This is a genomic window from Actinomyces sp. HMT 175, from assembly GCF_016694895.1.
In the GTDB taxonomy this organism is placed as follows: Bacteria; Actinomycetota; Actinomycetes; order Actinomycetales; family Actinomycetaceae; genus Actinomyces; species Actinomyces oris.
The window spans coordinates 94898-109281 of sequence record NZ_CP068012.1 but is presented as its reverse complement, the minus strand read 5'-3'; the positions used below and the strand labels follow the sequence as shown (position 1 = coordinate 109281).

The 14384-nt window shown below is 68.7% G+C and carries 10 protein-coding genes and 3 tRNA genes; 4 read left to right on the top strand and 9 right to left on the bottom strand.

The features are described from left to right. The first annotated feature begins 9 nt into the window (after positions 1 to 9). On the top strand, positions 10 to 1218 hold the full coding sequence (locus tag JJJ14_RS00455; protein WP_201444373.1) for a PLP-dependent transferase: 1209 nt from the start codon (positions 10 to 12) through the stop codon (positions 1216 to 1218). A 114-nt stretch (positions 1219 to 1332) separates the two neighbouring features. Then, positions 1333 to 3186: an alpha/beta hydrolase gene (locus JJJ14_RS00450; protein WP_201444372.1), complete on the top strand. Its 1854-nt coding sequence runs from the start codon at positions 1333 to 1335 to the stop codon at positions 3184 to 3186. Positions 3187 to 3290: 104 nt separating this feature from the next. On the opposite strand, the gene JJJ14_RS00445 is transcribed toward JJJ14_RS00450, so the two are convergent. The 3 genes from JJJ14_RS00445 to JJJ14_RS00435 all read right to left on the bottom strand — a co-directional run bounded on the left by JJJ14_RS00445 (position 3291) and on the right by JJJ14_RS00435 (position 5119). Further along, positions 3291 to 3366, bottom strand: a tRNA-Arg gene (locus JJJ14_RS00445). 158 nt (positions 3367 to 3524) lie between these two features. Further along, the gene (locus JJJ14_RS00440; protein ID WP_236592856.1) at positions 3525 to 4820 is read right to left on the bottom strand and encodes a hypothetical protein; all 1296 of its coding nucleotides are present in this window, start codon (positions 4818 to 4820) and stop codon (positions 3525 to 3527) included. 212 nt (positions 4821 to 5032) lie between these two features. Beyond that, positions 5033 to 5119, bottom strand: a tRNA-Ser gene (locus tag JJJ14_RS00435). 249 nt (positions 5120 to 5368) lie between these two features. On the opposite strand from JJJ14_RS00435, the gene JJJ14_RS00430 reads away from it, so the two are divergent. Further along, positions 5369 to 6079 carry a DNA alkylation repair protein gene (locus JJJ14_RS00430; protein WP_201444370.1) on the top strand — a complete coding sequence of 237 codons (711 nt, stop codon included), beginning with the start codon at positions 5369 to 5371 and terminating at the stop codon, positions 6077 to 6079. Between the two features lie 103 nt (positions 6080 to 6182). Here the strand turns inward: JJJ14_RS00430 and JJJ14_RS00425 are convergent, their stop codons facing one another. Continuing rightward, the gene (locus tag JJJ14_RS00425; protein ID WP_201444369.1) at positions 6183 to 7166 is read right to left on the bottom strand and encodes a helix-turn-helix transcriptional regulator; all 984 of its coding nucleotides are present in this window, start codon (positions 7164 to 7166) and stop codon (positions 6183 to 6185) included. 104 nt (positions 7167 to 7270) lie between these two features. On the opposite strand from JJJ14_RS00425, the gene JJJ14_RS00420 reads away from it, so the two are divergent. Beyond that, positions 7271 to 7657 carry a VOC family protein gene (locus JJJ14_RS00420; RefSeq protein ID WP_201444368.1) on the top strand — a complete coding sequence of 129 codons (387 nt, stop codon included), beginning with the start codon at positions 7271 to 7273 and terminating at the stop codon, positions 7655 to 7657. 259 nt (positions 7658 to 7916) lie between these two features. On the opposite strand, the gene JJJ14_RS00415 is transcribed toward JJJ14_RS00420, so the two are convergent. From JJJ14_RS00415 to JJJ14_RS00395, 5 genes are all read right to left on the bottom strand, one after another. After that, positions 7917 to 9332, bottom strand: coding sequence for a DHA2 family efflux MFS transporter permease subunit (locus tag JJJ14_RS00415; RefSeq protein WP_201444367.1), 1416 nt, complete (start codon positions 9330 to 9332; stop codon positions 7917 to 7919). A gap of 289 nt (positions 9333 to 9621) precedes the next feature. Then, positions 9622 to 9707, bottom strand: a tRNA-Ser gene (locus JJJ14_RS00410). Positions 9708 to 9961: 254 nt separating this feature from the next. After that, a complete protein-coding gene (locus JJJ14_RS00405) occupies positions 9962 to 11311 on the bottom strand; it encodes an AGE family epimerase/isomerase (RefSeq protein ID WP_201444366.1) in 1350 nt (449 codons plus the stop codon). 278 nt (positions 11312 to 11589) lie between these two features. Further along, complete coding sequence (locus JJJ14_RS12670) at positions 11590 to 13251, bottom strand: ABC transporter substrate-binding protein (protein WP_201444365.1); 1662 nt, start codon at positions 13249 to 13251, stop codon at positions 11590 to 11592. Beyond that, the gene (locus JJJ14_RS00395) at positions 13251 to 14384 is read right to left on the bottom strand and encodes an HAD family hydrolase (protein WP_201444364.1); all 1134 of its coding nucleotides are present in this window, start codon (positions 14382 to 14384) and stop codon (positions 13251 to 13253) included. The genes JJJ14_RS12670 and JJJ14_RS00395 overlap by 1 nt, the downstream gene beginning before the upstream one ends.

The window sequence follows — 14384 nt, the reverse complement described above, 5'->3', positions numbered from 1 at the left end:
AAACCGCTCATGACCAGTCCGTCCGCACCCCAGCCCACTGCTCAGACCGAGTGTTCCCAGCCGCCGGCCACCCGCACCTTCCCCGTCCACCACCACCCGACGTCGTCGGCCCCGGACCCGCAGCTCCGCCTGGAGACGCTGCTGGTGCGCTCGGGCACCGGGACCGACCCGGCCACAGGGGCGATCACGACGCCGATCCACCTGTCGACCGCCTACGGCCACCCGGGCCTGGGCGAGTCGACGGGCTACGACTACACGCGCACGGCCAGCCCCACCCGAGACGTCCTCCAGGACGCCCTGGCCCGCCTGGAGGGCGGGACGGCGGCCTTCGCCCTGTCCTCGGGGATGGCGGCCCTGGAGCTGGTGACCCGCACGCTGGCGCCGCACGGCAGCCGGATCGTGGCGCTGCGGGACCTGTACGGCGGCTCCTTCCGCTTCCTGGAGGTCCTGGCCGAGGAGGGGGCGGCGCGCGTCGACTTCGTCCTGGGCCTGGAGGGGCTGCGCGGGGCGCTGGCCGGCCCGGCCGACCTGGTCATCATCGAGACCCCCACGAACCCGATGATGGAGGAGATCTCCATCCCCGAGGCGGCCGAGCTGGCCCACGCCGCTGGGGCGAGGCTGGTCGTGGACAACACCTTCTACACCCCGGTGGTGCAGCGGCCCCTGGAGCTGGGGGCCGACGTCGTCGTCCACTCGGGCACGAAGTACCTGGGCGGGCACAACGACGTCATGGCGGGCGTGGCCGTGGTGGCCGACGACGCCCTGGCGGAGCGACTGAACTACCGGCTCAACACGACCGGGGCAACACTGGGTCCCTTCGACTGCTTCCTGCTGCTGCGCGGGCTGAAGACCCTGGCGCTGCGCATGGAGCGCCACGAGGCCAACGCCACCGCGATCGCACAGTTCCTGCGCTCGAGCCCCTACGTGACGCGGGTGCTCTACCCGGGGCACTCGGGCATGGTGAGCTTCGATCTGGCCGAGTCGGTGGACGTGGCCCGCTTCCTGGCCTCGGTGCGGGTGTTCACCTTCGCCGAGTCCCTGGGCGGCGTGGAGTCGCTGGTGACGTGCCCGTCGGTGCAGACGCACGCGGACGTTCCCGTCGAGGTGCGCGCCTCCTACGGGCTGACCGACCGGCTCATGCGCCTGAGCGTCGGCATCGAGCACGTCGACGACCTCATCGCGGACCTGGCCCAGGCCTTCGAGGCCGCCCACACCTGAGCACAGGCTGAGCCGGAGCACCGAGAGCGGAGGGTGCAGGGTCGGGCTACCCCGACATCAATCAACCAGTCTTCCGTATGGTTCATATTCGACGAAGACATGAGAATCGTGGGCATGAGACACCTACGAACATCCCCGCCATCGCGCGCCGCCTCACGCCTGACCGTCCTCACCCTGCTCGGTACGCTCACCGCCTGCAGCATGCTCGCCACGAGTGTCGCAGCCGTCGCGAGCCCGACCGCGCAGGGCTCCCAGCCGACCGGCGTCGTCCTGGACAACAGCACGAATGCCGCCGGCACCAGCCCGTCTCAGGCCACCGGCAGCAACAGCTCCAACGGTTCCTCGAAGGGCTCCGGTGGTTCTACCGGGTCCACCGGGTCCACCGGGGCGAAGGTCCCCAAGGGGCTGGAGTCCTTCTACCGTCAGAAACTCACCTGGACCGACTGCCCCGACGGCGCCACCGGCACCGCCTTCCAGTGCGCCACCGTGACCGTGCCCCTGGACTACGACCACCCGCAGGGGAAGACCATCACGGTGGCCCTCAAGAAGCTGCCCTCGACGAGCCCCTCCCCTCGGGGCTCGGTCTTCCTCAACCCCGGAGGCCCCGGGGGAAGCGGCATCTCCCTCATCAATATCCACGCCGGGCTCTACAAAACCGGCGGCCTGTCGGGGGTCCTGGCGAACTATGACGTCATCGGCTTCGACCCGCGCGGCATCGGCCAGTCCACCCCCATCACCTGCTGGTCCCCCGAGGACGTTCAGGCGATTGTGGCCGGGCGGGCCAAGGCACCCAACCAGCTGACATCGGGCAGTGCCGGCGACATCGTCGCGAAGGGCTCGCGCGATGCCGCCAGCTGCCAGAAGTACACGGAGGTTCCCGAGATCCTCGACCATATGGACACCCGTTCGGTGGCTCGCGACATGGATGTCATGCGGGCCCTGGTGGGAGACCAGGACCTCAACTTCCTCGGGTACTCCTACGGCACCTACCTGGGAGCCGTGTACACCGAGCTCTTCCCCGACAACGTCGGGCGCGTCGTCCTGGACAGCGCCATGGACCCCACCCTGTCCCGGCAGGGGTCCTTCGAGGGCGATGCGGCAGCCGAGGAGCAGACGCTGCGCACCTACATCGAGTCTCAGCAGGGTCAGGCCGGATTCCCCCTGAACGGCTCGACCGATGAGGCCGTCACCCGGCTCGCCGCCTTCCTCGACGGCCTGGACGCCAATCCGCTGACCGTCTCCGACGGCGCAGACTCCCTGAACCGGGCCGAGGCCACCAATGCGATCAAGGAGCTCGTCGTCGCCTCACCTGACAAGTGGCCGCTGCTCAACGAGGGACTGACCCAGGCCATGAACGCGCACGACGGCACCGCTCTGATGAAGAATGCCGGGTTCCTCCCGGGTGAGGGAGGGCCGACGGCGACCGAGGCGCAGATCGTCGAGCATCTTCAGTCCGTGTACGGCTTCGCGGCCAACCGGTGCCTCGACTTCCCCGACTCCGGGAACCAGGCGAGCTGGGATGCGGCACTGGCCTCCTACCGCCGCGACTACCCGGTCTTCCACAGCCTGGTGCCCCAGCACGACGCCTACTGCCACGGCTGGGGGCACACTGGTAAGACCGAGCCCGTCGACGTCGACGTCGACGCCACGAACCCGGTGCTCGTCGTCGGCATCCTGCACGACCCGGCCACCCCCTACCCGTGGTCCAAGGCGCTGGTGTCGAGGCTCCGCAACAGTCACCTGCTGAGCGTCGACATGTACGGCCACGGCGCTACCGGCTTCAATTCCTGCGCGACCGCGAAGGTGAATGACTACTTCGTCAAGGAAGCGCTTCCCTCCGACGGCGAGGTCTGCGCGGCGAACCCGGAGCCCCGGGCCGAAGAGCAGGCTCCGGCTGGAGTGGGGACGCCGGCAGGAGTGGCGACACTGGCCGGAGTGGCGCGCCCGGTCGGATCGAGGGCCGGCTGACAGGCTGCGTCAGCAGCGGCTGAGTTGATCCACAGTGTCGGGGCCGGGGAGTGCCAGACATGGAAAACACCCCGGCTCCGACTGTTCAGCCGATGACGGGGTGTTGGTGCGCCCGAAGGGATTCGAACCCCCAACCTTCTGATCCGTAGTCAGATGCTCTATCCGTTGAGCTACAGGCGCATGTCGTTGCCGACGGGAAGAACATTACTCAGCGTCCACCCAGGGGACAAATCCTATCCCCGTGAGGATGGGCACAGGGCCGGAGTCCCGCCGACGACGGGGCTCCGGCCCTGTGCGATGCTGCGGCAGCGGTGCTCACATCACGCGTAGCGGACCGCTCATCCTGCGTTGGAGGAGACCACCGCCAGCACCGCGCTACCCAGCACCGCGTAGAGCACGAGGACCAGAATGGAGGCAATGATCCCCCAGACGAGAGTGGCCCTGGCCCAGTTCTTCTTGCTGGCCGAGCGGCCGCTGCCGAAGGCGAGGATGAGGATGTAGACCAACCCGAACAATGGGATACCGGCCAGCAGTATCGTCAGCATCCAGCTGCCCACCGAGTCCGCGGTCTCGGCCTCCTCGGAGCGCGCCACTGCCAGCGCTCCGCCTTCCGCCGGCCGCTCGAATGGCGAGCCCGCTGCGGGAGGGACCATGTCGGAGAAGGATGGGGCCTGCCCGGCCGCGGCGTCGGAAGAGGGGGCCGAGCCCCACTGGGGCGCCGAGCTCTGCGACGGGAAGGCTGAGGAGGACGACGGCGCGGACTGGGCGACCGCCTGAGTCGCAGCGGGGACGAACGCCTCTGTGGCCTGCTCGGCCTCGGCGCGCGCGGTCGCCGTGGGGAAGACCGAGGACATGCCGACCTCGCCCTCCTGACGCCCACCGCTGAAGGGGTGCGAGTGCGGGGCGGGCTGCTGGGCGAAGGGCTGCTGGTCCTGCAGGCCCGACGGCTGGGCCTGCGGCTGCTGCCCCGGCCAGTGCGGGGTCTCCCGACTCGCCTCGACGCCTGGAGTCGCACCGGCGGCGGGGGCCGAGGATGTGCCCGGAGCCGAGGGGATGCCGGGGGCGGACTGGGCGAAGGGCGACGACGCGGGTGCGACGCCGTCGGCAGCGGTGGACCCACCCCAGGCAGGCTGCGCCGGCTGGCCGGTCTGGCCCAGCCCGCCCTGCTGGGCGTAGAGGTTGGCCTGGATGTAGGGGTCGGCCGGCGCCGCACCGGGCTGGGCGCCCCCGAATCCGCCGGCGGCGGCCGGGTCGGGTCGGCCGGGCTGACCCGGCTGGCCTGCCTGGCCGAGCCCGCCCTGCTGGGCGTAGGGGTTGGCCTGGATGTAGGGGTCGGCGGGCGCCGCACCGGGCTGGGCGGCCGCCTGCGCGGCACCTGTGGAGAAGGCGCGCGTCTGCTCCTCAGGGGGCGGCCCGGCGGGCAGGTCGGGCTGCGCCGGGCGCCACGATCCGGCCTGGGCGCCGGGAGCCGCACCAGGGACGGCACCGGGCGCCTGCCCCGGAGCCTGCTGCTCGGCGCGTGCGGCGTCGAGCATGTCCTGGTTGATGAGGACGGTCCGGGCGTTGAACTCGTCGCCCTGATCGGGGCGGGGCGAGCCGGAGGTCGGCGGCTGGGTTGCGTCGTGGTCAGACATGAGGTCCCTCTCAGTCGAGTACAGCATCACGCTATCCCGGATCCGCGCCGGAAGACACACAGGCACCCCGATCGGCCAGAGGCGAACGCCCTGACCGCCGGGCTGGCTCGAGAGCCCGGCAATCCGTTGGGGAGTTGCGCGGCGGCCGCAACGAGTGCTCCGGCGACGACGAAGCCCCGGCGCGCTGCTGCGCGCCGGGGCTCTCGCTGCGGCGGAGATGGGGAGATTCGAACTCCCGAGGGGCTTCCACCCCAACCTCCTTAGCAGGGAGGCGCACTAGGCCACTATGCGACATCTCCATCGCCTTCCCACGGCTCCGCCGCAGGACGCACGGGCAGCCTACCGGGAGGATGCCGCGTGAGCAAACCGCCGAAGACACGGTGCGGGCGCCTCAAGGCGAGGCAACGCGGCCGCCGGCTGCGTAGGTGTCCTGGGGCCCTTGTTCACGGCCCGGGGTCTGCGGAGTCAAGCCCCGGAGGGGCGCCACCCGGGGCCATCATGTTGAAGAATGTCTGTGAAAGTACGTCGTGAGGCGAGGAGGAGCGAGGATGGCGGAGAGCGGGCAGACGGATGCGCGGGTCGCGGAGTTCATCACCGATCTGCGTCAGGCCCTGGCGGAGGCGGGCGACCCTGCCCGCGCCAAGCAGCAGCGGGCGTACCTGAAGTCCGAGATGGCGATGTACGGCGTCGGAGTCCCGGACACGCGGCGCCTCGCACAGCGGATCGCCGCCACCCACAGCGACGTGTGGACTGAGGCCGCCACCTGGGAGGTGGCGCTGCGGCGCCTGTGGGACGGGGCGGCTCGCCGCGAGGAGCGCTATGCGGCGCTGGCCGTCATCCGCGCCAAGCTCTCCGCAACGCATGCCGGACGCATGGAGTCCCTGGCGCTCTACGAGCACTTTCTGCGCACGGGGCAGTGGTGGGATCTGGTCGATGAGACCTCCCACGCCGTCGGGCTGGTGGTGCGTGAGCATCCGGCTGCGGTGGCCCGCATGCGCGTGTGGGCCACCGACCCGGACATGTGGGTGCGGCGCAGCGCCATCCTCTGCCAGCTCCAACACAAGGCCGACACGGACCTCGATCTGCTCACCAATGTCATCGAGGTCAATCAGGAGGACCCGGAGTTCTTCATCCGCAAGGCCATCGGCTGGGCCCTGCGCGACTACGCGCGCACGGACGGCGACTGGGTACGCGCCTTCGTCCAGGCACATCCGGGCCTGTCCCCACTCAGCCGACGCGAGGCCCTCAAGCGCCTGTGAGGCCGGGGCGGCGACCTCCGACGGGAATGCGGCGGGCCGCGTAGTTAGCTGGCACTCCTCGCCGTCCGGGCACGTGCGAGCACGCTGCCTCAGCCGCACGCCATCAGTTCCCATCGGCACGGTACCGCTCACGCATGAGGTCCACGTAGTCGAGGAGGTCCTGACGCAGGCGCTTGGGGGCGATGACGCATGCATCCGGACCGAGCCGAAGCAGAATCGTCATGGCATGCAAGTGGTCCATGAACTCCAACTGGAGACAGGTCCATCCGTCATCTCCGGGAGGTTCACCCTCTGCATCGGTCGTCGTTGCGCGCAACGTCCACTCCTGCACATCGCTCCAACGCTCGTCCCGCACCCAGACAGTGGCTGTGATCGCCTCGAACCTATCGAGAAACTCCTCACGCTGCTTCTGCCATGCCGCAGTCATGTCGAAGCCGGAGTCATCAGAACACTCCTCAGAGAGCACATCGGCCTCTTCGATCCGAGAGAGCCTGGTGAAGCGAACCTCGGCGCCGTGTGAAGCGCACAGGTACCAGCTGCGACCGGCGGCAACTATTCCATGCGGATCGACGACCTCCTGCGTCGTCGTCCTCGACTTGCCCCGGAAGACCATACGCAGTCGATGGCGCGTCAAGACCGCTTCCTGAACGGCATGGAAGACAACGTCGGCTCGCTCGCTCTCGGGCAGGGGAAGCCATCCTTGAGGATCGACCACGACGCGCGAGGCAACGCCCATGGACCGGCTGCGATGACTGTCGGGGACGGCGGCGAGCAGTTTGCGAGACGCGGAGGCGAGGGCGTCACCAAGGCCCAGTGGCGCAGCACCCCAGCTGGTGAGACCGGCGAAGAGAGCCCGACTCTCCTCACGGTTCAGTCCCGTCACATCAATGCGAAAGTCGGGGTCGATTCTCACTCCCCCATGAGGTCCCCGCTCGCACCATACCGGCACTCCCGCAGCCGACAGCGCCTCAACATCCCGCAGCACAGTGCGCCGTGAGACCTCCAGCTGCTGGGCCAGGTCTGAGGCGGACAGACGACCATGGGTGCGCAGCAGCCAGATCATGGACAGTAAGCGGTCGGCACGCACCGACTCATCCTCGCACGTATATGACACAAGGTGTCACCAATGGTCTCTAACCTCGATGCCGTCCGCCCACCTTGTATACCCATGAGAGTCTCAGGAGCATCACCATGACGGCCTTCGTTCCCAACAGCGTCATCCTCTACGTCTCCGACGTCGAGGCGAGTACCACCTTCTACCGTGAAATTCTCGGTCATGGACCGATCAAGACCTATCCAGGATTCAGCGTCTTCAAGCTGTCTGACGAGATGACTCTCGGACTACAGGCGGCCGATGAGATTGAACCCGCTGCTGAGCCACACGTAGGCGGGACCGAACTGAGTCTCAGCAACGCCGAGCGTGCCGACGTCGATCGTCTACACGCACAGTGGAAGGCGCTGGGCATTCCGATGCTTTTGGATCCGACCGTCCTCGAGTTCGGCTACACCTTTGTGGCAGCCGACCCTGATGGGCACCGTCTGCGCGTGTGCGCCACTGATACCTCGAGCTTCGTCTGATTCAAGGCCCTCGGCGCACTGCCCGTCACCTCCCCACAGGCGCAGTCGACCATGTCCCGGCCGGCTACTCCACGAGCCTCGGGGGATACTGGCCAGGAGTTGTGCATACTGCACGAACCCCCGTACCTCGTGGAGTGCACCCACCCCTCCCAGCAGCACCCAACTCTCGTGCATTGCGCCCAGAGGACACCGAGAGCCACGTGGGTGACCGATCCCGAGTACAAGTAAACCCTCGGCAGCACTCTGACGTGAAACCACCTCAGTCCATTGCCGACACCAGCGACCTCGGAACGAGCGAATACACAAAGAGTCCGACAAAAAACAGCAGCAATGGAACACTCAGCACCCACGCAACGGTCGACCTCGATAGCCCCAGAGGGTCGAACTCGGTAGGCGCGGCAGCGAGCACCTGTATCAAGAGCCCGACGACGGCTCCCCCTAGCACGGGACCAGCTTGGCGAAGGACATTGAGGAGGGAGGACGCAGCACCGAACTCGTCACTCCTCAGTGCGGCCATACCTACTGTCGTCAGTGGCGCCATCAAGAAGCCATTTCCGATGCCGAAAACGATCGTCGCACCTAGGAACCACATCCAAGAAACCCCAGTAGCGGTAATCAGTATGCTCAGGGCGGTTCCCATCGCGGAGGCCCCGAAGCCGATCTGTAGGACGAGGCGGGCCTTCCCTTCATCAACCCAGCGGCCCGCAATAGGTGCTGTGACTACGGACGCAATCGACGCTGGCGCAAGAGCAACCCCCGCCCAGAACGCCGTTTGCCCCATCACGGACTGGATGTAGTTCGATACGAGAAACGTCAAGGCGAACACGCCAAGGGCGGTAAAAAGGCCGAACAAAGCGGCAACGAGGAACCGTGGATTCTCGCGGAGAGACCGTGGAAAAACTGCGTGCGCCGGATCCACACGGCTCTCATACCGGAAGAACGCAAACAGGCAGAACACAGCGAACGGCAGGCAAGCAATGGTCAGCGGGCCCCAGCCCGCATGGGGACCTTGCAGACATCCATAGAGAAGTGCCACAAGGCCGATACCCACAAGAAAGGTTCCCATGAAATCAACTCTCACGGACCGGACCACTCCGATCGGAAGACTTCGCAGACCCAGAACCACGACGAAAATCGCAATCGGAAGGTTGATGAGGAAGACCCAACGCCAGCTAAGACCATCAATCAATACTCCACCGGCAAGGGGGCCGATGACGGACGCAGTTCCTGCAATTGACCCCCAGATGCCGACTGCGCGCCCACGGGTATTTTCAGGGAATGTGACACCGATGAGCGTGAGAGTCTGCGGTACCAGCATGCCGGCACCGAGTCCCTGAAGGAACCGGCTGGCGATCAAGACGGACGGAGAGGTCGCAACACCGCAGGCGAGGCTGGCAGTTGCCAAGATGATCGTCCCCGAGAGGAAGAGGCGTCGGTGCCCGAATCGGTCACCTAAACGACCTGACGGGATGATCGCCAGTGCGAGAACGAGACCGTAGCCGTTGACCACCCAGAACACCTGGGTTGTGGACGCACTTAAGTCCCGTGTCAGCGAGGGAACTGCGAGGTTAATAATTGTCAGGTCAAGAAGAGCAATGAAGTACCCTCCGGCCAACGCGCACAGCCCGATCCACTGCCGAGCACTGACTGTTATGGCTAGGGAATCTTCCGTCACATCTTCTCCTCGTTCGTCAATTCGGTGTCGTGGAAGGTGCCTCTCTTGGCTATCATGGCATAGTCATCACACTAAGGCCGCGGCCGCTTCTAATCTCTCTCCGTATTGACATAGATGTCATTACTGAGATGTTGACCGCAGCGTCGGAACGATGCGGTACTGGCTCTCGGGCTGGAGAATCGTCAGGTTGCACTAGGCGATCACCGGGAGCATCAACGACGAGAACGCAGCCAAACTCACCTGACTCATAACATCTCGGTGAGTTTAAGTTGGTATTGCGATACTTGAGCGGAGAGGGAGGGATTCGAACCCCCGGTGCGCCAGGCGCACAGCGGTTTTCAAGACCGCCACATTCGGCCGCTCTGTCACCTCTCCAGGCCGCGCCCACCGGGCGCGACAGGCACAGACCCTACCATCCCGGTGGGCCCGCGGTCACCGCGAGCCCACCAGTCCGAGCCCACCGGTCGCCGACGTCGCGGTCGTGCCTTATGTCTCGGGATCGAGGGTTTAGGGCACGACCTCGCGACCTACCCTACGACCGCGCGGCCCTGCGGCCCGGCCGCACCGCTGACCCGCGGCCCGGCCACCTCGCTGCCCGACCCCGCCCCGGCCCGCTTCCGCCCCAGCCCCTAGGCTCGCCCGAAGAACCCGCGCCGGTGCGGCTTGCTGGCGCGCGCCGGCAGCAGGGAGTTCGGCTCGTCGAGCCGCCCCTCGGCCAGGGCCTGCCCGATCGCCGGCCATACCGGCAGGCGCGCCATGAGGGTGGCCTGCAGGGCGTGGTAGATGTCCGGGTGCCCGGCCCAGGTGCGCGTCGAGGGCCGGTTGTCGCGGTCGAGCTCATGGGTCCACACGCCGGGTGCCTCGATGAGGAACTCCTCGGCGTAGTCGATCCAGGCCCGGTAGCAGTGCTCGTAGTGCTCGACGTCGATCTCCCCGCGACCGTCGTCGAGCAGGGCCTGGCGGATGGCGGCCGACGCCGAGATGCCCTCGCAGACCACCCAGTGCATGCGCTCGTGCACCACGGGCTTGCCGTCGAAGTCCGTGGTGTAGACGAAGCCGGGGGTGCCGTCGACGCGCCAGCCGTCGGTGCGGGCCTGGTCGAAGAGGTGCTCAGCGGCCTCCAGCATCCACTCCGGCGCGCTCATGGAGCGGTTAATGAGCGCCCCGCGCAGCTGCACGGTCAGGCGCGCCCACTCCAGCCCGTGGCCCGGCGTAACGCCGTAGGGCCGGAAGGGGTGGGCGGGCTCGTCGCGGTTGTAGTCCAGGCGCGGTTCCCAGGAGGTGGAGTAGTGCTCGGGCAGGCGCCAGCCGTGCTCGCGGGCCTGGACGTTGACGGCGAAGTCGGTGATCTTCAGGGCCCGCTCCAGCCAGCGCACCTCGCCGGTGACGTCGGCGGTGGCCAGGTAGGCCTCCACTGTGTGCATGGCGGCGTTGATGCCCCGGTAGTCCTCGGGGTCGGTGAAGTCGGCGGCGTAGGACTCCACCGGCATCTGCTGGTCCTCATCCCACCAGTAGCGGTCCTGGACCTCGATGGCGTCGCGCAGCAGCTCGTGGCCGCCGGGCCGGTCGGCGGCCGTCGCGGTGGCCGCGGCCAGGAGCACGAAGGCGTGCTGGTAGCACTCCTTGCGGGCGTCGCGGTTCACCGGGAGGCCCCGCCCCTCGGCGTCGGGCTCAGGGCCGATCGCCGAGTACCAGCCGCCGTTGACCGGGTCGCGCAAGGGTCCGTTGAGGGCGCGCACGCCGTGGTCGGCGTAGCGGCGGCAGCCGGGGATCCCCATGAGCGCCCCCAGGGAGAAGGCGAAGGTCATGCGGCCGGTGATCCACAGCTCGACGGGATGGGTGGGGTCCACCTCGCCGTCCTGACCGAGCCACCCGAATCCAGTGGGCACCTTCGCGCCGCGCGCGTAGTGCAGCAGCGCGTGCGTCTCGTAGGCCAGCCAACGCTTGTGCTCGGGGGCGCCGAACCATCCCAGTCCCATGAGTCCTCCTTGAATCGCTGGGGTTCCAAGGCTATCGACCCGCCTGACGCGGATCAATGCTCCCGGCTGCCCGAGTGGTGCCCGGTCTCGCCGGCACGTCATGCACGAGGGTGGGGTGCTACTGGAGGAGGGTGGGGTGTACTGCGGGTAGGTGGGGCCTTCGTGCAGTACGCACAACCCTCGACCAGTAGATCCCGACCTTCGTGGAGTAGGTCGGCTCAGGGCGGAAGCCTCGGAGCCGACGTCCTACGCATGGCCTGCGGGTCCCGCCCAGGGGGCTATTTCTGCTTGGGCCAGGCCGCCTCGGCCTGCTTGAGCGCCTCCTTGGGGGTCACCGTCCCGGTCGACCACCGGCTCAGCCCGACCCACAGGGCGCTGCTGCCCACACCCACCGGCATCGAGTCCGAGGCATCCATCTCCACGGTCGTCTGGCGCGACTGGAGCAGCCTGGTGGCGCGCCGGCCGACGTCGCTGGGCGCCAGGTCCGGGTCAACACCCTGGTTGGCGGTCGCCACCCCACCCATCGCCATCCGCGTGCGGGCCCACTCCTGGGAGGTCAGGTACTCCATGACCGCGCTGACCGCGTCCGAACGGGTGAAGGCCACGAGGTAGTCGGTCCCCACCAGTACCGATTCCGAGCCGCGGTCCGCCGCCGGGGTGACGAAGGCCGAGACCTTCGTTCCAGACGAACCCGCTGTACTCGTCGTGCCCGCTGCGGTGGCCGCGTCCTTGGCAGACGCCGTCGCCCCGGTTGCCCCGGCCGTCCCGTCGCTGCTGGCGGTGGGGCTCGCGGTCGGGCGGGGGGCCTGGACCGTCACCGGGTTGGCGCCGTCGGCGTCGGTGATGACGGTGCCCTCGGGGAAGCGGCTCTCGAAGGAGGAGGAGGCGTGCAGCATGAGGCAGCTGCCCTTGGCCAGGTCGGCGCCGGCCTGCGCGGGGGTGCGGGAGATGACCGAGCCGCGCCCACCGACGACGCGCCCGTTGTCCAGGACCAGGGAGTTGACGGCGCCGAGGGCCTCGACGGCGTTCGAGGAGTCGACGGGAACCCGGTGTGAGGCCCAGGTCTCGTAGACGCCGGGCCCCTGGGTGGCCAGCAGGGCGTCCTCGAGCCAGTCGGTGAGGACCCAGCCGGTGGACTCCCCGTCGGCGGCGCCCACGCACCAGGGCGTCACGGAGCCGTCGGGGTGGTCGGAGCGGATCTTGCTGGTGAGGGCCTCCAGCTCGGCCCAGGTGTCGGGCACCTCGTAGCCGGCCTTGGTGAAGGCGTCCGGCGAGTACCACACGAGGGACTTCAGCGAGACCATGAGCGGGGCGCCGTAGGGCACGGAGGCGTGGATGCCGACCTGGATCCAGTGCCGGTCCCAGCCGGCCTCCACGTTGCTGTTGACCTGGTTGGGCAGCGGGTGGACGACGCCGGTGTCGACGAGCTCGGCCACCATGGCGGGCTGGGGCACGATGGCCAGGTCCGGCAGGTTCTCCGGGTTGTCCTGGCTCGACGGCGAGGCCCCCGAGCTGGTGGACAGGTTGGCTCCCGAGCCGTTGAGCAGCTGGGAGCGCAGCTCGGTGGTGCCGGTGTGCTCGACGTTGATGCCGGTGCAGCTCTCGAACTCGGCCACGGAGGCCTCGAAGCGCTCGGCCTCGGTGCCGGTCAGGCTGCTGGAGATGGTGACGGTGGCGCCCTTGTGGCCCTGATAGGCCTGGTAGGCGGCGCAGCCGGTGGCCGACGCCGAGCCCGTCCCGCCGGCGGAGCAGGCGGCGGTGGCGGCGGCCGCCAGGGTCAGGGTGCTGGCGGCGGCCAGGAGGCGGCCGCCTCGGCGCAGCCGACAGCGCACGCGGCCCCGGCCGGGAGCGCTCGCCCCACCGGCCGGGCCGGCGGCGCGAGCGGCGTGCTCCTCGGGGATGGAGTTGTGCTGGGAGACAGGGAGGGGGGACTGTCGCATCAAGGGTGCCTTACTCGTTCGATGAGGGCGTCCAGGACGGCGGCGCAGCCGTCCCGCCACACGGGCTCGGTCAGGATATCGCCGCGGTCGCGCACCCACTGCGGTGCGCTGCCCATGACGACGCCGGCCCCGGCCCACTCGATCATCTCGACGTCGTTGGAGCCGTCCCCGACCGCCAGGACATGGGTGGAGTCGGTGCCCAGGCGGGCGATGAGCGCCTCGAGGGCGGAGGCCTTGGTGACGCCCTCGGGGGCGACGTCGAGCCAGGCCGTCCAACCGATGGCGTACTCCACCGAGTGCAGCCCGGAGTCGGCCACGATCTGGGAGAAGCGATCCACGGGCATACCCGGGGCCCGCAGGACGACGCGGGTGACCGGCCGGGAGACGAGCTCGTCGAAGGTGACGACCCGCTGGTCCTCGATGAGCTCGCCGTCGGGGAAGAGCCGGGAGACCTTGAAGCCGACGCCGGGGTCCTCCACGGCGAGGATCCCGTCGGGCACGGCGGCGTGGAGGGTCTCGATGGCGGCGCGAGGGTCGAAGGTGCGCGAGTCGACCACCTCGTAGCCGCCGGGGGCGTCCGGGTCGAGCCGCAGGGTCATGGCGCCGTTGGCGCACACCATCCAGCCGGTGGACAGCCCCAGGTGGCGCACCACCGGCATGGTGGCGGCGATCCCGCGGCCGGTGGAGATGACCACGGGGACCTCGTGGGCGCGCAGGCGGGCGACGGAGGCCATGACCCGCTCCGAGACGTGCCCGTCCATGTCCAGGATGGTGCCGTCGACATCGAGGGCGACGACGAGCCCGTGGCCGGGTGCGAGCCGCGCGCCGCCGGCGGCCTCCAGGGCGTCGAGGTCCCGCATCCGGTCCTGGACGAGGGCGTGGTACTCCTCGTGGTCCAGGGGCCGACGGCGCAGGGCGCGCTCGCCGCCTGCCGCGGTGTGGTCGGCGCCGTCCTCGAGGTGCTCGAGGTACTCCGTGGATCCGCCCAGCTGGGTCAGGGGCTGGCCGGCCGGGGCGATGCCGGTGGCGGGGTTGACGGCCGGACCGTTGCCGGTGGGCTCAGAGCCGGCGGGCTCACCGACGGCGTCGGTCTCGCGGGCGACCCCGGGGCTGGAGGCGGGCGTGGGGTTCAC

Coding starts and splice junctions, on each gene's coding strand:
- JJJ14_RS00455 (WP_201444373.1), top strand. CDS start 10: ATGACCAGTCCGTCCGCACCCCAGCCCACTGCTCAGACCGAGTGTTCC.
- JJJ14_RS00450 (WP_201444372.1), top strand. CDS start 1,333: ATGAGACACCTACGAACATCCCCGCCATCGCGCGCCGCCTCACGCCTG.
- JJJ14_RS00440 (WP_236592856.1), bottom strand. CDS start 4,820: ATGTCTGACCACGACGCAACCCAGCCGCCGACCTCCGGCTCGCCCCGC.
- JJJ14_RS00430 (WP_201444370.1), top strand. CDS start 5,369: ATGGCGGAGAGCGGGCAGACGGATGCGCGGGTCGCGGAGTTCATCACC.
- JJJ14_RS00420 (WP_201444368.1), top strand. CDS start 7,271: ATGACGGCCTTCGTTCCCAACAGCGTCATCCTCTACGTCTCCGACGTC.
- JJJ14_RS00405 (WP_201444366.1), bottom strand. CDS start 11,311: ATGGGACTGGGATGGTTCGGCGCCCCCGAGCACAAGCGTTGGCTGGCC.
- JJJ14_RS12670 (WP_201444365.1), bottom strand. CDS start 13,251: ATGCGACAGTCCCCCCTCCCTGTCTCCCAGCACAACTCCATCCCCGAG.